Origin of the sequence: Aliisedimentitalea scapharcae (assembly GCF_045277565.1) — a bacterium.
GTDB classification, from domain to species: Bacteria; Pseudomonadota; Alphaproteobacteria; order Rhodobacterales; family Rhodobacteraceae; genus Aliisedimentitalea; species Aliisedimentitalea scapharcae.
In genome coordinates this window covers 34,858-56,346 of the sequence record NZ_CP123586.1, presented here as the reverse complement: position 1 = coordinate 56,346, position 21,489 = coordinate 34,858, and the positions used below count along the sequence as shown (strand labels likewise).

The 21,489-nt window shown below is 56.2% G+C and carries 17 protein-coding genes; 15 read left to right on the top strand and 2 right to left on the bottom strand.

Going from position 1 to position 21,489, the window contains the following annotated elements; translation table 11 throughout:
* The first annotated feature begins 68 nt into the window (after positions 1-68).
* The 6 genes from QEZ52_RS22115 (at position 69) to QEZ52_RS22090 (ending at position 9,986) form a co-directional block, all read left to right on the top strand.
* Positions 69-1,025, top strand: coding sequence for an ABC transporter permease (locus QEZ52_RS22115; protein WP_343211658.1), 957 nt, complete (start codon positions 69-71; stop codon positions 1,023-1,025).
* 4 nt (positions 1,026-1,029) lie between these two features.
* Positions 1,030-1,857 (top strand): ABC transporter permease, encoded by an 828-nt coding sequence (locus QEZ52_RS22110; RefSeq protein WP_343211657.1) that lies wholly within the window; start codon positions 1,030-1,032, stop codon positions 1,855-1,857.
* Between the two features lie 4 nt (positions 1,858-1,861).
* Positions 1,862-3,499, top strand: a complete 1,638-nt coding sequence (locus tag QEZ52_RS22105; RefSeq protein WP_343211656.1) for an ABC transporter ATP-binding protein — start codon at positions 1,862-1,864, stop codon at positions 3,497-3,499.
* Positions 3,500-3,648: 149 nt separating this feature from the next.
* A complete protein-coding gene (locus QEZ52_RS22100) occupies positions 3,649-5,145 on the top strand; it encodes a trimethylamine methyltransferase family protein (protein WP_406651379.1) in 1,497 nt (498 codons plus the stop codon).
* Positions 5,146-5,149: 4 nt separating this feature from the next.
* Positions 5,150-7,567 (top strand): FAD-dependent oxidoreductase, encoded by a 2,418-nt coding sequence (locus QEZ52_RS22095; RefSeq protein WP_343211654.1) that lies wholly within the window; start codon positions 5,150-5,152, stop codon positions 7,565-7,567.
* 4 nt (positions 7,568-7,571) lie between these two features.
* The gene (locus tag QEZ52_RS22090) at positions 7,572-9,986 is read left to right on the top strand and encodes an FAD-dependent oxidoreductase (RefSeq protein ID WP_343211653.1); all 2,415 of its coding nucleotides are present in this window, start codon (positions 7,572-7,574) and stop codon (positions 9,984-9,986) included.
* Between the two features lie 230 nt (positions 9,987-10,216).
* Here QEZ52_RS22090 and QEZ52_RS22085 read toward each other — a convergent pair whose 3' ends face one another.
* Entirely contained in the window at positions 10,217-11,137 is a 921-nt protein-coding gene (locus QEZ52_RS22085) for a LysR family transcriptional regulator (RefSeq protein ID WP_343211652.1), read from the bottom strand.
* Positions 11,138-11,308: 171 nt separating this feature from the next.
* Between QEZ52_RS22085 and QEZ52_RS22080 the strand changes: the two genes are divergently transcribed.
* The 9 genes from QEZ52_RS22080 (at position 11,309) to QEZ52_RS22040 (ending at position 20,040) form a co-directional block, all read left to right on the top strand.
* The gene (locus tag QEZ52_RS22080; protein WP_343211651.1) at positions 11,309-12,325 is read left to right on the top strand and encodes a TRAP transporter substrate-binding protein; all 1,017 of its coding nucleotides are present in this window, start codon (positions 11,309-11,311) and stop codon (positions 12,323-12,325) included.
* A gap of 63 nt (positions 12,326-12,388) precedes the next feature.
* A complete protein-coding gene (locus QEZ52_RS22075; protein ID WP_343211650.1) occupies positions 12,389-12,934 on the top strand; it encodes a TRAP transporter small permease in 546 nt (181 codons plus the stop codon).
* The gene (locus tag QEZ52_RS22070) at positions 12,934-14,274 is read left to right on the top strand and encodes a TRAP transporter large permease (RefSeq protein WP_343211649.1); all 1,341 of its coding nucleotides are present in this window, start codon (positions 12,934-12,936) and stop codon (positions 14,272-14,274) included. The genes QEZ52_RS22075 and QEZ52_RS22070 overlap by 1 nt, the downstream gene beginning before the upstream one ends.
* A gap of 30 nt (positions 14,275-14,304) precedes the next feature.
* The gene (locus tag QEZ52_RS22065) at positions 14,305-14,808 is read left to right on the top strand and encodes a universal stress protein (protein WP_343211648.1); all 504 of its coding nucleotides are present in this window, start codon (positions 14,305-14,307) and stop codon (positions 14,806-14,808) included.
* Positions 14,809-14,826: 18 nt separating this feature from the next.
* Positions 14,827-15,213, top strand: a complete 387-nt coding sequence (locus QEZ52_RS22060) for a nuclear transport factor 2 family protein (RefSeq protein ID WP_343211647.1) — start codon at positions 14,827-14,829, stop codon at positions 15,211-15,213.
* Positions 15,214-15,249: 36 nt separating this feature from the next.
* On the top strand, positions 15,250-16,656 hold the full coding sequence (locus tag QEZ52_RS22055) for an FAD-binding oxidoreductase (protein WP_343211646.1): 1,407 nt from the start codon (positions 15,250-15,252) through the stop codon (positions 16,654-16,656).
* A 39-nt stretch (positions 16,657-16,695) separates the two neighbouring features.
* Positions 16,696-18,462, top strand: coding sequence for a sulfoacetaldehyde acetyltransferase (gene xsc, locus QEZ52_RS22050; RefSeq protein WP_343211645.1), 1,767 nt, complete (start codon positions 16,696-16,698; stop codon positions 18,460-18,462).
* Between the two features lie 95 nt (positions 18,463-18,557).
* Entirely contained in the window at positions 18,558-19,598 is a 1,041-nt protein-coding gene (locus QEZ52_RS22045; RefSeq protein WP_343211644.1) for a YeiH family protein, read from the top strand.
* Positions 19,599-19,674: 76 nt separating this feature from the next.
* Positions 19,675-20,040 (top strand): cupin domain-containing protein, encoded by a 366-nt coding sequence (locus tag QEZ52_RS22040; protein ID WP_343211643.1) that lies wholly within the window; start codon positions 19,675-19,677, stop codon positions 20,038-20,040.
* A 253-nt stretch (positions 20,041-20,293) separates the two neighbouring features.
* Here the strand turns inward: QEZ52_RS22040 and QEZ52_RS22035 are convergent, their stop codons facing one another.
* Positions 20,294-21,352, bottom strand: a complete 1,059-nt coding sequence (locus tag QEZ52_RS22035; RefSeq protein ID WP_343211642.1) for a LacI family DNA-binding transcriptional regulator — start codon at positions 21,350-21,352, stop codon at positions 20,294-20,296.
* Positions 21,353-21,489 lie beyond the last annotated feature (137 nt).

Sequence of the window (21,489 nt, the reverse complement as noted above, 5' to 3'; positions counted from 1 at the left end):
GAAAAAATCTGTTGGTGGGGCCCATTGGCCCCGCCATTTCTCACATTCAAGGGTTCCGATAATCCGGCATGCAACACCTTCTCAGGCTTTTCGTTCAACGACTGGCGCTTGGACTGTTGACACTGTTCGCAGTGTCTCTCGTCATTTTTCTGTCCATCGAGTTACTACCCGGTGACGTGGCCCAACAAGTTCTGGGGCAATCCGCAACACCGGAAAACCTCGCAGCGTTCCGACGTGAGTTGGGGCTAGATCTGCCTGCGCACACCCGTTATCTGGACTGGCTTGGTGGGTTTCTGCAGGGGGATTTGGGGACTTCGCTGATTTCAGGTATCCCGATTTCCGACCTGATTTCCGAGCGGCTGTATAACACCTTTTTTCTGGCTGGGTTCGCTGCCCTGATTTCAGTACCGCTGGCGTTGATCCTGGGTGTCGTAGCCGCATTGCACCGCGATACGCTGCTGGACAAATCCATCAACGTCGCCACGCTGACCGCCATTTCGGTGCCTGAGTTCTTTGTCGGCTATATCCTGGTCTGGATCTTTGCGGTCGAACTTTCGATGTTTCCATCGATTGCCAACCTGTCCGAAGACGCGCCCTTTACCGATCGGATTTATCGTACGTTCCTGCCTGCGTTGACTCTGACTTTGATCGTGACGGCCCATATGATGCGCATGACGCGGGCATCGCTGATCAATCTGCTGGCCTTGCCGTACGTCGAAATGGCCCAATTGAAAGGTGCCAGCCAGCGCCGCCTGATTGTGATCCACGCGCTGCCCAATGCGATTGCACCGATTGTAACCGTTGTCGCCATCAACCTGGCGTATTTAATCGTCGGGGTCGTGATTGTCGAAGTGGTGTTTGTCTATCCCGGCATGGGACAGTTGCTGGTCGACAGTGTGGCCAAGCGGGACTTTACCGTGGTGCAGACTGCATGCTTGTTATTTGCCGCCACCTACATCCTGTTCAACCTGGCGTCTGATCTGATCTCGATCGCCTCGAACCCCCGTCTCTTGCACAGGAAGTGATCCGATGAACGCTGTGATGTATGAACTGCACAAGGCGCCCCTGACGGCCAAATTCGGGGTTATTGTGATCCTGATGTATATCCTTGTGGCTCTGTTTGCGCCGGTCCTCGCCCCCTTTGGCGAGAGCGAGATCGTTGGCTACGAATACGAACCCTGGTCATCGGTCAATTGGTTGGGCACTGACAGCCTGGGCCGGGATATGGCAACGCGGATGATCTATGGCGCGCGCAACACCATCTGCATTGCGCTGGTGACCACTATTATCGCCTTTGTTGTCGGCAGCGCGGCTGGCTTTTTTGCCGCCATCTTGCAGGGATGGGTGGACCAGTTGCTGTCGCGTGCTGTCGATGTGGTGATTTCGATCCCAACACTGATTTTTGCGCTGCTGCTGCTGACCATTTTTGGTGCGTCTGTGGCCAGCTTGATCGGCGTGATTGCATTGATTTATGCCACCTTTGTCTACCGGATTGCCCGCGCGGTCGCGATGGGGATTGTGGTGATGGATTACGTCGAAGCCGCCCAGATCCGCGGCGAAGGCCTGTGGTGGATCATGCGCAAAGAGATCCTGCCAAATGCCGCACCGCCGCTGGTCGCAGAGTTCGGGTTGCGGTTCTGTTTTGTCTTCCTGACCATCTCGGGTCTGTCCTTTCTGGGGTTGGGGATTCAACCGCCCGCCGCGGATTGGGGATCAATGGTGCGAGAGAATGCATCGCTGATCACCTTTGGCGATCTGACCCCACTGATCCCAGCCGCCGCCATCGGCCTTTTGACCGTGTCGATCAATTTTATCGTGGACTGGATGCTGCACAAAGCCAGTGGACTAAAGACCTGAGGCCATGAACATGACGCAAGAAAACACACCGCTGTTGACCGTAGAGGGCCTGAAGATCGAAGGCCTGTCCGAGGACAAATGGAAACCTATTGTCAAAGGCATCGATCTGACGCTCGCCAAGGGTGAAGTTCTTGGCTTGATTGGTGAGAGTGGCGCCGGGAAATCAACTATCGGCCTAGCCGCCATGGGATATGTAAGGGATGGGTGCCGGTTCTCCGGGGGTACTGTACATTTTGACGGTGTAGAATTGACCGGCGCAGACCGTGAAACCCGCCGCAACTTGCGGTCGACCCGGATTGCCTATGTCGCACAATCAGCTGCCGCCAGTTTTAACCCGGCTTTCAAGCTGATCAACCAACATACTGAGTTCCCGGTGCGACGCGGCATTATGAACAGGGATGAGGCGCGCAAGGATGCCATTGACCTGTATGGTAAATTGCAACTGCCTAACCCGGACGAGATCGGATTTCGCTATCCGCATCAGGTGTCCGGCGGACAGCTCCAGCGGGCAATGACAGCCATGGCGATGGCTTGTCGACCTGACTTGATCATCTTTGACGAACCGACAACTGCGCTGGATGTCACCACCCAGATCGAGGTGCTGTCTGCAATCCGTGATATTGTCGATCAGTTTGGTACATCGGCGATCTACATCACTCATGATCTGGCCGTCGTGGCCCAGATGGCGGACCGGATTATGGTCCTGCGTCATGGGAACGAGGTCGAAGTTTCTGACACCAAAACCATGCTAGACGCCCCACGCGAAGAGTATACAAAGTCGCTTTGGGCTGTACGCGCGTTCAGAGCGTCAGAGAAGCCACCGATCGACACGAAAAAATCACCCGTCATAACCCTCCGCAATGTCACGGCCCAATATCCCGGAATGTCCAGTCCGGTGCTCGACGACATCTCGATTGATTTCCACGCAGGTCGCACTGTGGCTGTTGTAGGGGAAAGCGGGTCTGGAAAATCAACCACCGCACGGTCGGTCATGGGACTGTTACCTCCGCTGAACGGGGATATCCTGTTGAATGGAGAAGCGTTGCCGCATGAGTTCCGTAAGCGGAGCAAGAAACAGCTGCAAGCAGTGCAGATGATTTATCAGATGGCCGATACTGCGCTGAACCCGAAACAGCGGATTCGTGATATCATCGGTCGCCCCATGACCTACTATAAAGGGTTGCGGGGCAAACAGTTAACCGAAGAAATCCGTGCTCTGTTGGATGCGATTGAATTGGAGCCGGACCAATATTTGAACCGGCTGCCGTCAGAACTTTCGGGGGGGCAAAAGCAGCGTATTGGAATTGCCCGAGCCTTGGCGGCTTCTCCGCAACTGGTGATCTGTGACGAGGTCACCAGCGCCTTGGATCAGCTGGTGGCCGAAGGCATTCTTCGTCTGCTGGACAAGCTCCAGAAAGAACACGACTTGGCTTATATGTTCATCACCCACGACATTTCGACGGTCCGTGCGATCGCAGACGAAGTGGTGGTGATGCAGCATGGTAAGATTGTGGAACAGGGGGCAAAGGATTCAATCTTCGCCCCGCCACACGCGCCATACACCGAATTGCTTTTGTCGTCAGTTCCGGAAATGGATCCCAATTGGTTGAACCGAACACTCGCGCAACGCGCGGCTGGATGAATTGGAACCCGGAACAGTGACTGTTCCGGGTTTTTTGTCAGTTCGCGAAGTTTAGGATGAAAAATTTTCACAAAAGTTGGAAACTTATGAAATTGAGCTAATCAATATGCGTTCCTAAGATGCGGTAACACCAAAGGATGAGGACGCTGATGCGGCGCACCAGAACAAAGCGCGGGACCCCCCGCCAACCCCAGATTTCCGCCACACCACCAATCGGCGGTCGCTTTATGCCGCTGGGCCCGGAATCTCTGAAAAACATCACTGATACAGCATTTGAGATCCTTGAACGGATTGGCATTTCAAACGCCCCTGCTGATATTCGCGCGCTGGCGCTGGACAACGGAGCAACAGAACGCGCGGATGGGCGGTTGCTCTTCTCGCGGGTTTTGGTCGAAGACATGATCGCCAAATCCTGCAAGCGGGTTGAATTGCCCGGCTTCATTCGGGACCGCGGGATCGAAGTCGGCGGCGGCCGCGTGCACATCGGCACCGGCGGAGCAGCCGTTCAGGTTCTGGAATCCAGCACAGGGAAATTCCGCGACAGCAAACTGTCCGATCTCTATGATTTAATGCGCATCGTCGACACCTGCGACAACATCCATTACTCGCTGCGCCCCGTTGTAGCGCGCGACCTCGAAGACCCTCTGACGCTGGACATCAACACAGCCTTTACGGCGATGAAAGCCACTTCTAAACCCATTGGCACCAGCTTTTTCGAACCGGAGAACGTGACCCCAGTGGTCGAAATGTTTGACGAGGCTTTGGGCGGCGAAGGGGCTTTTGCCAAACAACCGTTTTGCTTTGCTTCGATCTGTCACGTCGTCCCGCCGCTGACATTGGCGGAGGAAGCCTGTGGTGTGATGCGCGAATGCGTGCGTCTGGGAATGCCGTTGCAAATCTGCTCGGCTGCCCAAGCAGGCGCAACCAGCCCTGCCGCCCTGGCAGGTGCTTTGGCCCAAGGATTGGCCGAATCACTGGCGGGCCTTGTGCTGGTCAACATGATGAAACCCGGTTTCCCGTGCATTTTGGCGTTTCTGCCGTTCATCTCGGATTTGCGCACTGGCGCGATGACGGGTGGCTCGGGCGAGGCTGCAGTGGCCAATGCCGCAGCGGCACAATTGCTGTTGAACCTTGGCATTCCATCAACCGTTTCGGCTGGTATGACCGACGCCAAAACCGCAGACGCCCAATCAGGCTATGAAAAGGGCTATACCATCGCTTTGGCCGCCCAGGCCGGGGCGGATATGATCAATCTCAGCGTTGGGATGTTGGGCTCCATCATGGCCGCCAGCAAAGAGGCTTTGGTGATCGACGACGATATGTGCGGCGCGATCCTTCGATCCGTACGCGGGGTCGAAATGTTCGACGGTGCCATTGATCTGGATATGATTGAACAGGTCGTCACCGGCGAAGGTCACTTTCTTGGGACTGCGCAAACGTTGGACTTGATGACCAAGGAATATGTTTATCCGTCCATAGGCGATCGCCAAAGCGTTAATGATTGGTTGGAAAGTGGCGCTCAGACCATCTGGGACAAAGCGATCATCCGGGCCGCCGAAATCGACGCCCTGCCCGCCCCTGACCATCTTTCTGCAGAAATCGAAGCCGCGTTGCGCGCGCGTTTGCCTATTCATCTGAAAGCCTGAACTCATGAAGACCCAAGCAAAAGTAGTGATCATTGGTGGCGGCGCGGTTGGCGTGTCGACCCTGTATCATCTGGCCAAGGCGGGCGTGACCGATACGCTGCTAATCGAAAAGAACGAACTGACCTCGGGATCGACATGGCACGCGGCGGGCAACATTCCGACCTATGCCAACAGCTGGGGCGGCATGCGCGCCGGCAACTATGCCTGGCGGCTCTACAAGGATTTGGACAAAGAGGTCGATTATCCGATCACGTATCGCCACACGGGCGCATTCTGGCCCGCGCACACCCCCGAAAGGATGGATTTCTTTCGTCACCTAACAGGGATTTCCAAGGGGTTGGGCTATGAAATGGCCATGCTGTCGCCCAAGGAAATGGACGATATGCACCCCTATTTCAGCTCGGGCGATAGCATCATCGGCGGCATTTACGACCCCTACGAAGGCGATGTGGACCCCAGCCAGCTGACCCAAGCCCTGGCCAAGGGTGCGCGGGATCTGGGTGCTCAGGTCGCGCGTTTTACCCAAGTCACGGGCATCAGCCGCCGATCCTCTGGCGAATGGCAGGTGACCACTGACAAAGGCGACGTGATCGCCGACATCGTTATCAACGCAGGCGGTTATTACGGTCGTGTTGTTGGCGAAATGGTTGGGCAAAAACTGCCTGTTGTGACGTTGGAACATCAGTATCTGGTGACCGAGGCCTTGCCGGAACTGGAGGCCAACCCAGACAACTTCCCGCTCGTGCGCGACCCGGACATCATGTATTACCTGCGCCGCGAACGGAATGGGTTGCTGTTGGGCTCCTACGGTCACGCGGGGCGCCCCGCATGGCTGGATGGAATGCCCGATTGTTTTGCCAATCAGCTTTACCCGGACAGCGTAGATGACATTGCCGAAGTTCTGGACGCGGCATTGACCCATGTGCCGATTTTGGGCGAGGCCGGTGTCGGGCGTTTCGTCAACGGCCCCATCCCATATAGTCCCGATGGCGCTCCGCTTTGTGGTCCTGCTTTTGGGTTGCCAAACTTCTATCATGCCTGCTGTTTCCCGGTCGGCATTACGCATTCTGCCGCGGCGGCCAAAACGCTCACGGAATGGATAACCGAAGGCGAAACAGAGTGGGACATGTCGATGTGGGACCCGCGTCGTTTCGACGAGAACTGGGCCACGTTCGACTATACCGCAAACCGTGCCAGCGAACTCTACGAAAACCAGTACTCGATCCCCTACCCGCATCGCCTGTGGGAATCTGCGCGGCCAGTGCAAACCACGCCACTCTACGACACGCTCAAATCCAAAGGCGCTGTGTTCGGACAGGTCGCTGGTTGGGAACGGGCGTTCTGGTTCGAAACGGACACAATCAAAAACGACAGCGCACTTAGCTTTCATCACGAGTGTTGGCATGATGCTGTGGCCACCGAATGTCAGGCCGTACGCGACAATGTCGGTGTGATGGATCACGGTGGTTTCACCCGATACGAGGTCGAAGGACCGGGTGCGACCGATTTCCTGAATACCGTGTTCTGTGGCGCGATGCCCTCAGTGGGCCGGGTCAAACTTAGCTATATGTTGACCCCCAAGGGCAAGATCTGGTCCGAAGCCACGATTGCCCGTTTGGACGACAACAAGTACCTGCTGTGCGGGCCAACGCTGGCCGATCAACGTGACCACGATTGGATGTCCCAATTCCTGCCGGAGACCGGCGTCACCCTGCGCAGAGGCTCAGATTTCGACGCAGCTTTGATGGTCATGGGCCCCAAATCACGCGATGTTCTGCAGCCGCTTACAACCGACGATCTGTCCAAGGCAAACGCACCTTGGATGTCCGTCCGTGAGATCACCATCGCAGGCGCACCTGTCATTGCGTTGCGCGTCTCCTATGTCGGCGAGTTGGGTTGGGAATTGCACATGCGCAATGAAGACCTCGTTACTGTCTATTCGGCGATCATGGAACAAGGTGCCGACAAGGGCATGGTCGAATTCGGCTCTTATGCGTTGAACGCGATGCGTCTGGAAAAAGGCTATCACGGTTGGGGGGCTGATTTCGGCATCGAATATACCGCTTTTGATGCCAGCCTGGATCGTTTTGTCAGCAAGAAGAAGGACAGCTTTGTCGGGCGCGACGCCTTTCTTGCGCAAGCGAACCAACCCAAAGACTATCATTTCACTGCGTTCGTGTTGGACGGCCACGGCGCGGATGCGCTGTCGTCGGACCCGATCTGTCGCGATGGTACCCCTGTGGGCTATGTCAGCTCGGGCGGCACCGGGTTTCGGGTCGGCAAGCGTATTGCTCTGGGATATCTTACAGTGCCTGCGACCCCCGGCGATGTGTTCCACATCGAAATCCTGGGCCAACCCGTACGCGCCACGGTTGCCAGCTTGCCGTTCTATGATCCTGAAAACGATCAGCTGAGAGGGTAATCCAATGGCAAAAACTCTTCCGACAGACGTGCAGGTCGCCATCATCGGCGGCGGCATCGTTGGCTGCGCCACCGCCTATCACCTCGCCAAGGCAGGATGGTCCGTCGCACTGTTCGAACGCAAAAAACTCACCAGCGGCACCACATGGCACGCCGCTGGATTGGTCTCTGAAACCCAAGGCGTGCCAGTCATGTCAGCGTTGGCCAAATATGGCCTTGATCTGATGGAAAGCCTTGAAGATGAAACAGGTCAAAACACCGGGTTCAAACGCAACGGATCGCTGACTGTCGCGCTGAACCATGCCCGTATGGAGGAGTTGCGCCGCAAGGTCGACTATGCCCATGGTTGCGGCATTCGCGCCGAAGAAATCAGTACAACCGAGGCGCAAGATCGCTGGCCGTTGCTGTCCACAGACGGTGCCAAAGGCGCGTTCTGGTTCCCCGGCGATGGCTATACCAACCCCATCGATACCACCATGGCATTGGCCAAAGGTGCCCGTATGAACGGTGCACAAATCTTTGAAGACACCAAGGTTGAACAGGTCGTCATCGAAGGCGGGCGTGCCGTGGGCGTGGAAACCGAAACCGGACTGGTACGTGCTGAACATGTGGTCAATGCAACAGGCATGTGGGCCCGTGAATTCGGGCTGTCACATGGTGTGAACATCCCGCTGCACTATACCAATCACTACTACGTGGTGACTGATCCAATAGCAGGCGTCACCGGTGATCTGCCGATCCTGCGGGTGATGGATGAATACGCCTATTACAAAGAGGACGCTGGCAAGCTGTTGATCGGTTGCTCTGAACCTCATGCGACTCCATGGTTGCCGGAAAATGGCCTGCCCGCGCACTTCGAATTTGACGAGTTGCCGTGTGATGAAGAACATCTTTATCCGATCCTAGAAGCCGCGATGGAACGCGTTCCAGCCTTGGCCGAATCCGGCATTCGCAAGTTCTTTAACGGACCAGAATGCTTTACTCCCGACGCCAAGCACTATCTTGGACCGATCGCGGATGTGAAAAGCCTGTGGGTGGCAGCAGGATTTAATTCTACCGGCATCCAAAACGGACCCGGCGCAGGCAAGGCGCTGGCAGAATGGATCATGTCGGGCCATATGACGATGGACCTGACCGATGTGGACTCGCGCCGCATCGTGCCAGGGTTAAACGCCCGCAGTTACACATCCGAAAAAGCCGCTGAGACGCTGAGCCATGCCTATGGCATGCATTGGCCTTATCTGCGCAAGGAACAGGCCCGTGGGCTTCGGCGCACGCCCTACTATGGCCACCTTCAGGCCGCCGGTGCGCAATTTGGCAGTGCGAACGGGTGGGAACGCCCGTTGTACTTTGGCCGCGAGATGACTGATGGGTTCGACCGTCAGCCGTGGTTCGATGACTGGCGCGATGAACACATCGCCATACGCAGTGATCTGGGTATGATCGACCTGACCTTTGGACGATTTATTGTTGATGGTACCGAGGCCGAGGCGCAGATGCAGCGCCTTTGCGGGGCCAATATGGCAGTGCCTATGGGCGCATTGATCTACACCCATATGTTCAATGAACAAGGCGGGATCGAAGCTGATATCACCGTCGCCCGCCAATCCGACACACGCTATCTGGTGATGGCATCTGCAGGCGCAGAACCACAGTGCGAAAGCTGGCTGAAATCCCAGCTGGAAGGCACTGGCGTCAGCGTCGTAAACGTCACATCCTCCGAGGCCTCGCTGGCCATAATGGGGCCACGCGCCCGCGATTTCCTGAGCACGTTGACCGACGCAGACCTGTCGAACGATGCCTTTCCTTTTGCCAGTTGGCAGGAAATTCACGTCGGCCACGCACCTGTACGGGCGCAGCGGATCACCTATGTCGGTGAACTGGGCTGGGAGCTGCACGTGCCTGCGGAATTTGCTCAGCAGGTGTACGAAACTGTGATGGCCGCGCCTGATGCGCCGCGCCTTTGTGGTGGCATGTCCGTGGATTCCTGTCGTATCGAAAAGGGCTTCAGACATTGGGGGCACGACATCGGGCCCTTTGATGGTCCTGTTGAAAGCGGGCTCACCTTCGCGTGCGATTTTGACACCGAGTTCACTGGCAAAGCCGCGATCCAAGCCATGCGCAGTAGCGGTGCCAAGTCCCGGCTGCTGCTATTCCGGCTGGACGATCCTGAAGCGTTGATCTTTGGCAAGGAGCCAATTCTAAGGGATGGTGAAATTGTCGGGCGTATGACCTCGGCCAGCTTTGGCTGGACGGTTGGTGGAGCGGTTGGAATGGGTTACGTATCCCTGCCACAGGGAATGACCGCAAAAGACCTTGCAGCTGAATCCTATACAGTGATGGTCAACGGACGCCCTGTACCAGCTTCTGGCAGCCTGCAATCCCGTTACGATCCCAAGATGGACCGCGTCCGAATTTGAGGCGCGGCACAAGTTCTCGGTTGCGCCAATTGCCCATCGTCAGAGAATTTAGATCAGTTGGCCGCGGGAGCTAAGACAGTATCGCAGCCGTGTTGATGGCCGCCGTCAAAAACCGGCTCAGAGCGCCGGTTTTGCTATTCGGCACCGCCTGCCTGATCCTGCTGGCCTGACTGGTCAGAGAACACAATGTCCCAAATATCGGAGGGCTGGCGGAATCACCCGCCTGCTCGTCAACACGCGTGCTCGCGTTCCAATGTTTCCAAAAACAGCTTGGTGATCCTGTTTGGATCCGGGTTGCGCCTGGTAATGGCTGAGAATTCGGCCCTGTAGTGCAATTGCTCGGGTAGAATGGCCCGCATCAGACCCTGAGCTTCAAAACCGCTGGCCAGATGATCAGGCAAGAAACCGATATATCGCCCGGACAGGATCAGAATGGTCAACGCATGTTCGGATTGCACCTTGGCTGACCGGCGCAATTTCAACGTCTGCCCCACCAATAAGTTCGGTGAATTGACGCTGATCCCCGCGTAGTTGGTCGCACGAACTTCGTCCAAGGCAAGGTTGGATTGGTCTCGGTCAAAAAACGGGTGCAGCCGCCCGCAGTACAAGAACATGTTCTCGTCATAAATCGGAACATAGCTGAGGCTGGACGAAACCCGGTGTTTGGCGATGATCCCAATGTCGATATCACCGTTGAAAACCATTGTTTCAATGACATTCGGCGGTTCGACCGAGAGATCAATTTCGACCTCGGGTGCCAGCGTGTTGAACGCGTTGATTGCTGACGCAAGCCTCGCGTCGGGATTGGATGCGCAGAGGTCAAACTGAGAGACGCGGATCGTCCCAACCAGTTCCTGTTTAATTTCGTTCACCTCGGCCCGAAAACTTTGGACTGAATCCAAAAGGGTTTCCGCAGACTTCAGAACCTTTTCACCGTCTACAGTCAACGAAAACCCCGCGGGACCGCGATTGCACAGCTTCAGGTCCAGCCGGTATTCCAGGTCTGCCAAATGCTTTGATATCGTTGACTTACCGATATTTAGCTCGGTTTCAGCGGCCGACAGCCCCCCACTTTCAACCACCGATCTGAAAATCCGTAACAGTCTTAGATCCGCGTCCCCGATGTTTGTAACCAGTTGTTTCTGTGCCATGACTATGTTCGCATTTTATGAAACCTTATGCGCACAAATTTACATTCTTGAAACGTATTTCGCAAGGTAAAGCACGTCCACCGAGGCAGAATCGGACCGGCAGATGCGCAACTGGAGGGCGCGCCGGCGCGCACCTTGAGATTTCAAAAATGACAACCAGGGAGGATATCCATGTCATTTCTCAAGAAGGTCTGCACCCTGACCGCAGCCGTTTCCGTCACTGCCATGCTCGCTACCGGAGCTGCACAAGCAAAAAACTTCAAAATCGCAGTTGGTGACAGCGGCGGCTCCAGCCAGGAAGCCACGGGTTTGGGTTTCAAAGCAGCCCTCGAAGAGCTGTCCGGCGGCAAACACACGGCGACCTTGTTCCTGAACGGTCAGCTGGGTTCCGAACAGGATACCGTCAATGACGCAGCCATCGGCACGCTGGACATGTCGTTGCTGGCAATCAACAATGTTACCCCTTTCTCGCCCACGGTCGGTGTGTTTTCGCTGCCCTATGTGATCCTCAGCCTGGAAGATGCAGAAACGCTGACCCAAGGCCCAATTGGTGCCGAATTGACCGAAAACACCATCAATGACGCGGGCGTCCGCATCATCGCATGGACTTACACAGGCTTCCGGGTTCTGACCAATTCGAAAAAGCCGGTTGAATCGGTGGCAGACCTGCAGGGTCTCGTGATCCGCGTTCCCAAGAACGAAATCATGATCGACACCTACAAATCCTGGGGCATCAGCCCGACCCCAATGGCGTGGTCGGAAACCTTTGCCGGCCTGCAAACCAAAGTTGTCGACGGTCAGGACAACCCCTACACCACCATCAATGCGATGAAATTCTACGAAGTTCAGAACTATGTAACTGAGATCCGTTACATCTTCTCGATCGAACCTCTCATCGTTTCCGAGCAGGTTTTCCAGGAGCTGTCTGCGGCTGACCAGGAAATCATTCTGGAAGCAGGCAAGGCTGCGACAGCGGCGTCTGCTCAGTTCCTGCGGGACAAAGAAGCTGAAATCAAAGAGCTTCTGGTCGAAAAAGGCATGACAATCTCTGTTCCTGAGAACAATGAACAGGAATTCATAGACCTGGCGACTGCAGCTGTCTGGCCCAAGTTCTACGAAAGCATCGGCGGTGTTGAAAAACTGAACGCCGTTCTGGCCGCCATTGGCCGCGACCCGGTTTCCCAGTGATCCCGAATTGAATGAAACAGGGGAGAGCCGGCGGCTCTCCCCTATCAAAGGAGGGAGGGGTAAATGTCCAAATTTTGGGGAATAATTGATAATATCGAAAGCTACATCTGCCGCACATTGTTGGCGATTTTTGTTTGCTTGCTGTTTCTCCAGGTGATCGTAAGAACGTTGTTTTCGTTCTCGTTTTCCTGGGTCGAAGAACTGTCCATCTACATGTTCGTCTGGTTCGTTTTCTTTGGCGCGAGCTATGCGGCCAAGATGGGAGCCCACAACCGTGTGACGTTCCAGTTCAAATTTCTGCCGCCGCGGGCGATCAAATACATCGAAGCTTTTGCAGATCTGTTCTGGATCTTTTTCAACGTCTATTTCGTCTATTTGTCGGTCGATTTCATCTTTAACAAGATGAACCGCTTTCAGTCGTCCCAAACCATGGGGTTCCACCTCAGCTGGGTCTATATCGTGCTGCCCATCGCTTTCACCCTGATGACCATCCGGGTGCTGCAGGTGAACTATCGCAAGATCATTCTCGACGAACAAATGGTTGATCCGGACTCCATCGATCTGGACGCCGTCAAGGCCGAAACCGACGACGCCAAGGGAGAGAAATAATGGGCTCCGAAATCATCCCACTGCTGTTTGGCGGCTTTCTGCTGCTGTTGTTCATAGGCGCCCCGATCACCGTGGCGCTGGGGGTTTCGACCCTGATCACCTTCATCTTTCTGGATGAAAACCCAATCAAATTTGTCCAGATCGCCTTTACTTCAGTTGGCTCTTTCCCGCTGATGGCGCTGCCTGCGTTCATTCTGGCCGGGGCGCTAATGGAGGCCTCGGGCCTGTCGCGCCGCCTGATCAGTGTCGCCGAAAGCTTTGCCGGGCCGTTCACCGGTGGCATGTCCGCCGCAACTGTCATGGCGTGTCTATTCTTTGGCGCGATCTCGGGCTCGGGTCCGGCGACCACCGCTGCTGTCGGGATGCTGATGATCCCGGCGATGATTGAACGTGGTTACTCCCGCGGCTATGCCTCGGCAATTACCGCCTCATCCGGTGGTCTGGGCATTGTAATCCCGCCGTCGATCCCGCTGATCATCTTTGGCATCGCGGCCTTGGGTATGCCTGCTCCGCCCGAAGCGGTTGCCGAACACGGTCAGTTCCAGACCGTTTCGATCCCCAAACTATTCATCGCCGGTTTCATGCCCGCCTTTCTGATCGCTGGCAGCCTGTTGTTCATGAATTATATCCTGTCAAAAAAGAACAACTACAGAGGCACCACCGAAGGTTGGTCTGCGCGCCAGATCTGGTGTGAATTATATCGCGGTTTCTGGGCACTGATGGCCCCGATCGTGATCCTGGGCGGTATCTATTCGGGTTTCTTCACCCCAACCGAAGCCGCAATTGTGGCGATCTTTTACACGTTGATCGTCGGGGCGCTCATCTATCGCGAACTGTCCTGGAAAAAGCTGTTCGAAGCGCTGGAAACCACGACCTGGCTGACCGGCCGTGTGCTGTTGATCATGTTTACTGCAACCGTGTTCGGGCGCCTGTTGGTCGAAAACCAGATTCCTGCCGTGATTGCCGAAGGCATGCTGTCATTCACCGACAACATCTATGTGATCTGGACACTGGTCATTTTCTTCCTGCTGTTCGTCGGCATGTTCATGGAGACCCTGGCCACCATCCTGATCCTGGTTCCTGTGATGTTGCCGGTTGCGTATAGCGTGGGCATCGACCCGATCCACTTTGGTGTGGTGATGGTCTGTACCCTGGGCATTGGTTTCCAGACACCGCCGCTGGGTGAAAACCTGTTCATCGCCTCGGGGATTTCAAAAATCTCGATCGAAGAGATCTCGCTACGGGCGCTGCCCTTTGCCTTTATCAACACGATCGCGATCTTCATCATCGCCTTCTTCCCTGAAATCTCACTCTGGCTACCGCGTGTGTTCGGTTACTAGGCCCAGCTGAAAGGAAAAGGGAGCAACCCCATGAAACAACTGATCACTCACATATTGTTTGCAACCGATCTATCGCGCAATTCAACCCACGCGCTGCGTCATGCGGCCACCCTGGCCCAATCCACCGGTGCCAAGTTGCATGTGCTGCACGTGTCTGAACCGCTCAGCGATGACGCTCTGATCACCATGCGGATGTTCATGCACGACGCCGGATCACGGGCTGAGGCCCTGAAAGCCCGGCACGAACATGTCAAAGCGGTGCTGACAGAACGGCAAAAAAACTTTTGGGCAGCAATGCCCAAGGCCGACCGACACATACAGGATCAGGTCGAAACCATCGAGATCATCGACGGGTACCCAGCCGAGGCAATCCTGCGTCGATCCAAGGAACTTGGCTGTGATCTGATTGTGCTGGGTGCCCATGATCACGGCTTTTCCCACACATTTCTGGGGAGCGTCGCCAAACGCGTTCTGCGCCGTTCGGAAATTCCAACACTGGTTGTCCCCTATCTAGACACCACGCAATCCAACTGACCAAGAAAGACCAAGACAATGACAAAAACTCTGACCGCTCAGGATCTGGCCGACACTTTTGACGCCTTCAACCGTCACGACATCGACGGCGTGATGACCCATTTTGCCGATGACTGTGTATTCTACACCGTGGCTGGCGACGAAAAATACGGCAACAAGGTCGAAGGGGCCGAAGCCATTGCCGCCGCATTTTCTGGCGTTTGGGCTGGCATGAAAGATGCCCATTGGGATCACCATAGCCACTTTGTTCACGGCGACCGGGCCGTCAGCGAATGGACCTTTTCCGGCACTGATGCCAATGGCATGCGGGTCGAGGCCGAAGGCGCCGATCTGTTCACCGTTCGCGACGGCAAGCTGGTCGTGAAACAGGCGCTGCGCAAAACCCGGCCCATGTTCAAGGCCTGATCCCCTTCACCCTCCAACGTTTCGGCAGGTCCCCTCATGGTTGACACTACCATTCCCCGTCACTGGCCCAAGTCCAGCTATGACCCGAAATACGACCCGATCATCGATGCCGGGCCGGGCCACAACCGTGACCATGCACCGACCTATTGGATCGGAACCGCTGGCACTCCGCCTCAGGATGATGGACCCGTGTCCGGTGACATGACGGCCGATGTCGTCATCATCGGATCGGGCTACACCGGGCTGTCGACGGCAATCCATCTGGCAAAGGAACACGGAATCCAGGCTGTGGTACTCGAAGCCAATACCGTGGCCTGGGGCTGCTCGACCCGGAACGGCGGTCAGGCCCAGATTTCATCAGGGCGGCTCAAACGGTCCCAATGGATTCAGCGTTGGGGTGTGGATGTGGCCAAGGGCATGCATCGCGAAGTCTCCGAGGCTTTCGAGATGTTCGAAGATCTGATCGCACAGGACGATATAGACTGTGATCCGCAGCCGGGTGGACACTACTATATCGCCCATCGCGACAAGATCATGGCAGGGCTGCAAAGCGAATGCGAACTGCTGAACAAAACCTTTGGCTATGGTTCGCGCATTCTCAGCCGCGAAGAGTTGCATGAAGACCATGTGCGCGATCAGGAGGCTGCTGGTGCCCTATGGGAGCCGGATGGCACCTGTATTCACGCGGGCAAGCTGGCCTTCGGCTATGTCAACATGGCACGACGTCTGGGTGCCAAGATACACACGGCCAGCCCGGTTTTGGGTTGGGAAACCAAAAACGGGGTGCATCACCTGCGTACTCCCGGAGGTATCGTCAAAGCCAAATCAGTCGCTCTCGCCACCGCAGGCTACACCCCACCCGGTCTGAACACCAAGACCAAACACCGGTTGATGCCGATCCTGTCGAATTCGTTGGTGACCCGACCGCTAACGGATAGCGAACTCGAAGAATGCGGTATCCAGACGAAATCGCCACTGACCGACACCCGCACGCTGCGGCACTACTACCGCCTGCTGCCAGACAACCGGGTGCAGATCGGCAGCCGATCGGCGCTGACAGGGCGGGATGCGGAAAACGGCAAACATCTGGAGCTGTTGAAAAAAGGGTTAGCTCGCAAGTTCCCGGCGCTCGAAGACATCAACCTGGATTATTCCTGGTGGGGATGGGTCGATGTCAGCCACGACATGATGCCTAGGATCTTCCAGCCGAACCCCAGCGAAAAAATCTATTATGCCATGGGATATGGCGGCAACGGGGTGATGTATTCGGCCCAGGCCGGGCGCCGCATGGCCCAACTGGTTGCTGGCGACAAGAGTGACCAGGCCTTTGAGCTGCCGATCTTTACCTCACCTTTGCCCAGTCACGGTCTGTTGACGCCTTTCCGGCGTTTAGGACAACGGTTTGCGTATATCTGGTACGCCCTGAAAGACGAAGTTCTCTAACAAACACAAGTGTCTAACACTCACCCAAGGAATACCCACATGAAAATGACCACTGAAGAGGCGTTTGTCAAAACGTTGCAGCTGCATGGCATTGAACATGCCTTTGGGATCATCGGTTCTGCGATGATGCCGATTTCTGATATTTTTGAGCCTGCGGGTATCACTTTTTGGGATTGTGCCCACGAAGGGTCCGGTGGGATGATGGCGGATGGCTATACGCGCGCCACCGGCAAGATGTCGATGATGATCGCCCAGAACGGCCCCGGCATCACCAACTTTGTGACCGCCGTCAAAACCGCCTATTGGAACCACACACCGCTGCTGCTGGTCACCCCGCAGGCCGCCAACAAGACCATGGGTCAGGGTGGTTTCCAGGAAATGGAACAGATGCGCATGTTCGCCGACTGCGTCTGCTATCAGGAAGAGGTCCGCGACCCGACCCGCATGGCCGAAGTCCTGAACCGCGTGATCATGCAGGCGAAACGCAATTCCGCCCCCGCCCAGATCAACGTGCCGCGCGATTATTTCACCCAAGTGGTCGACATTGACCTGCCCGCAGTTGTCGACTTTGAACTGCCCGCAGGCGGTGCCGATGCCGTGAGCCAGGCGGCCGAGCTGCTGTCAGGTGCCAAATTCCCGGTCATCCTGAACGGTGCTGGTGTTGTCATCGGCGGCGCGATCCCGGCCTCGATGGCTCTGGCCGAACGCCTGGATGCGCCGGTCTGTGTTGGCTATCAGCACAACGACGCCTTCCCCGGGTCGCACCCGCTGTTTGCCGGTCCGCTGGGCTATAACGGCTCCAAGGCCGGAATGGAGCTGATCTCCAAGGCGGACGTCGTGCTGGCTCTGGGCACCCGTCTGAACCCGTTCTCGACCCTGCCCGGCTATGGCATCGACTATTGGCCGACGGATGCCAAAATCATCCAGGTCGACATCAACCCCGACCGTATCGGCCTGACCAAGAAAGTCAGCGTCGGCATCGTGGGCGACGCCAAGGCCGTGGCCAACACCATCCTGGAAAAGCTGGCTGACACGGCCGGTGACGAAGGCCGCGCCGCGCGCAAGGACCTGATCGCCACCACCAAATCGGCCTGGGCCCAGGAACTGTCGTCGATGGACAGCGAGCAGGACGATCCAGGCACCACCTGGAACCAGCGCGCCCGCGATGCCAAACCCGACTGGCTGTCCCCGCGCCGCGCATGGCGGGCGATCCAGGCCGCTCTGCCGGGCGATGCGATCATCTCTTCGGACATCGGCAACAACTGTGCCATCGGCAACGCCTATCCCAGCTTCGAAGACGGCCGCAAATACCTGGCCCCGGGCCTGTTCGGTCCCTGTGGCTATGGTCTGCCTGCGGTTGTTGGTGCGAAAATCGGCTGCCCGGACGTTCCGGTTGTCGGCTTCTCGGGGGATGGCGCATTTGGCATCGCCGTGACCGAACTGACCGCGATTGGCCGCGAAGAATGGCCCGCCGTGACCCAGGTTGTGTTCCGCAACTATCAGTGGGGCGCGGAAAAGCGCAACTCGACCCTGTGGTTTGACGACAACTTTGTCGGCACCGAGTTGGACACCCAGGTGTCTTATGCCGGCATCGCCAATGCCTGTGGTCTCAAAGGCGTGATCGCGCGCACCATGGACGAATTGACCGACGCCCTGCGCCAGGCCTGCGAAGACCAGAAAAAAGGCATCACCACCCTGATCGAAGCCATGATCAACCAGGAACTCGGTGAACCCTTCCGCCGCGACGCAATGAAAAAACCCGTCGCAGTCGCTGGTATCAGCAAAAACGACATGAAACCGCAATAAGCGGTTTCTTCCCACCCCTGCCGGACATTCGTCCGGTACTCCCGGCGCCTTCCCATTTCCAACGGGAGGGCGCCCTCTATTCAAGGTTTCAGAAGATGCAGGCGACAGCAGCGTCAAAATTTTCCCTTTCCGGCTTCAAGGCTTTTGCTCACCTGAACGGCCATGGCTTTCTGGTGTCGGTTGTCGTCGCAGCAGCGGCGCAGTTCCTGTCCGAACATTATGGTGCGCCAGCCATGCTGATGGCACTGCTATTGGGCATTGCGTTCCACTTCCTGGCCGAAGAAGAGCACGGCAGTTGCAAGGCCGGAATCGAATTCACCGCCCGTACAGTCCTACGCTTTGGTGTTGCGCTGCTTGGTGCCCGGATCAGTGTCGAACTGATGATCGGTTTGGGTCCACGGTTGATCGCCGTGGTGGTTGCCGGGGTGATCCTGACCATTCTGTTCGGCCTGCTGGGTGCGCGCCTGTTGGGCCGCGGCTGGCGATTTGGTCTTTTGACTGGTGGTTCGGTTGCGATCTGTGGCGCTTCGGCCGCAATGGCGATTTCCGCAGTGTTGCCCAAGAACGAACACTCGGAACGCAACCTGATCTTTACTGTTCTGAGCGTCACGGTTCTGTCGACAGTTGCGATGATCGCCTATCCGATCCTAACTGAAGCCTTTGATTTCAATGATGAAGTGTCGGGCGTATTTCTGGGCGGAACCATCCATGATGTGGCCCAGGTGGTTGGAGCCGGCTTTTCCGTGTCCAATGAAACCGGCGAAGTCGCCACCCTGGTAAAGCTGATCCGAGTGGCCATGCTGGCCCCTGTGGTATTGATCATCTCAATCCTGGTACGGCGACACGTGGAAGAGGGAGCGAGCGAAGGCAAGCGACCGCCAATTCTACCGATGTTCGTTGTTGGCTTTCTGATTTTTGCCACATTGAATTCGCTAGGATTGATCCCTGTTGCGGTTGTTGATGCCATGTCCAGCCTGAGCCGTTGGGCGTTGCTGATTTCAATTGCCGCTGTAGGCATGAAAACGTCGCTAAAACGCATTCTGGATGTTGGCGGTCAGGCCATCGCTCTGATCGTTGCCGAGACCCTGTTCATTGCCTTGTTTGTCCTGTTGGGCGTTACCCTTTTGGGCCATTAACGCACACCTGGGACAGGCAATTCTTTACTGGGCGGCCCACAAAGGCAGCCCTGACTACTTCGAAAGGACCTTCTTGATGGCCACCCATGTTATCAACCTGAATGACGCCCCCGCAGTCAAAACATCACGTCGATTGGCGGATATGCCCGACCGGGTTGTCAGCGGAGATCCGCACCACGAAATCGGTATGCATTTTACCAGCCCGGATGGGCGTGTGTCCGCAGGCGTTTGGACATCAACGCCCGGAACATGGCATGTCTTCACCGACAAGGACGAATACTGTTACATTGTCTCCGGCCTTTGTGCATTGATCCACGAGGATGGTACCCGCACAGAATTTGGACCGGGCAGCTCCTTTTTGATTCCGGATGGGTTTCGAGGGTTCTGGGACGTCGTCGAAACCACGACCAAACACTTTGTCATTCGCGACACCGAGACGTGACTTGGCCTCACAAATCTTTGGTTCTGTCGAAAGCCTAGGACTCTGTCGACGTTGGCCAGGCTGTTGCGTCATGGAAGACATGTGTCATACTTGGCTTACTCTGTGACCACGCCTGGTCGCCAGACCCAGGATATCCGTTCGTTTTGAAGCGTCGCTATTCGGGTTTGGCTGATCTGGGTTACCAGACCGATTGCCAGAGTTCTGGTATCGATCAAGGGTTATACCCTGGTCGATGTCCAAATCTGCACAGACATCAAGAACCATCAGCAACACTTGGGCGGTTCACACATCCAGCCAGCGAACCCCGCATTTGAAGCGACGTCTCAATCTGGATATTCTCGCGTCTTGTATTGGAGCCCACCAGATTGATTAACATCCTGGCGGCCTCCTTGCCCATTCGCCGGTGCGGGACATGCACCGTGGTCAAGGGCGGCGAAGAAATCTTGGCGATTTCGATGTCATCAAACCCTGTCACCGACAGGTCCTCGGGAACGTTCAACCCCATCTCTTTGGCGCGCGCGATCACTCCGACCGCCAAAACATCGTTGCCACACATTACGACTGATGGGCGGGTTGGCAGAGCCAGAAGCTGTTCCAACGCGGCCCCCCCTTCGTCAATTCCATAGGTCGTTTCAATGATCGACAAATCGGTTTCAGGAAGTCCGGCATCCGCCATTGCGGCCACAATGCCCTTTAGTCGTTCACTGGCCCGATCATTCCCCTCGGTCGTGGCCATGATTGTGGCGATCCGACGATGCCCCAGGCTGATCACTTTGTCAGCCAACGCCTTCATGGCCTGAAAGTTGTCAAATCCAACGGTCGGAATCCCGGCGTCAGGATCAAACACCCAAGTTGTCACAACGGGAACACCCCGCCGCCGAAGAAATTCATAGATCTCGGGGTCGCGCCGATACCCGATCAGCAATAGGGCATCCGCCCCGCGGGAAACCATCGTGCGGATCTGCTCTTCTTCGACATTCATCTGGTAGGACGAAGACGCAACAAGAAGAGTTATTCCGTTGTGTCCCAACTCTTCCTGAAACGCTTGCAACCCTCGTGCAAAGATTGCGTTTTCCATAGTCGGGATAATCGCACCGATCGTATTGGTCCGCTTGGCCGCCAGTGCACGGGCATTGAAGTTCGGCGCATATCCCAACTCTGACACAGCGGCGCGCACCCTGTTACGGGTTTCTTCGATGACCCGGTCAGGCGAATTCAGGAAACGGGACACGGTTGCAGTTGACACGCCTGCAACGCGCGCGACATCGGCCAGTGTAGGCGTCCGGCCCGTTGGTGAGTCTTCTTTGTTCATTGATGTGTCTTTATCCGGTTTTTCATTTTCCTGCACTTCATTTTCGAAACCACACCGGCTCTTGGTCGATATCACTAATGTAAGCGCTTGCATGAAAGACATGTAAGCGCTTACATTAGTGGTGCGAATCAGACGTC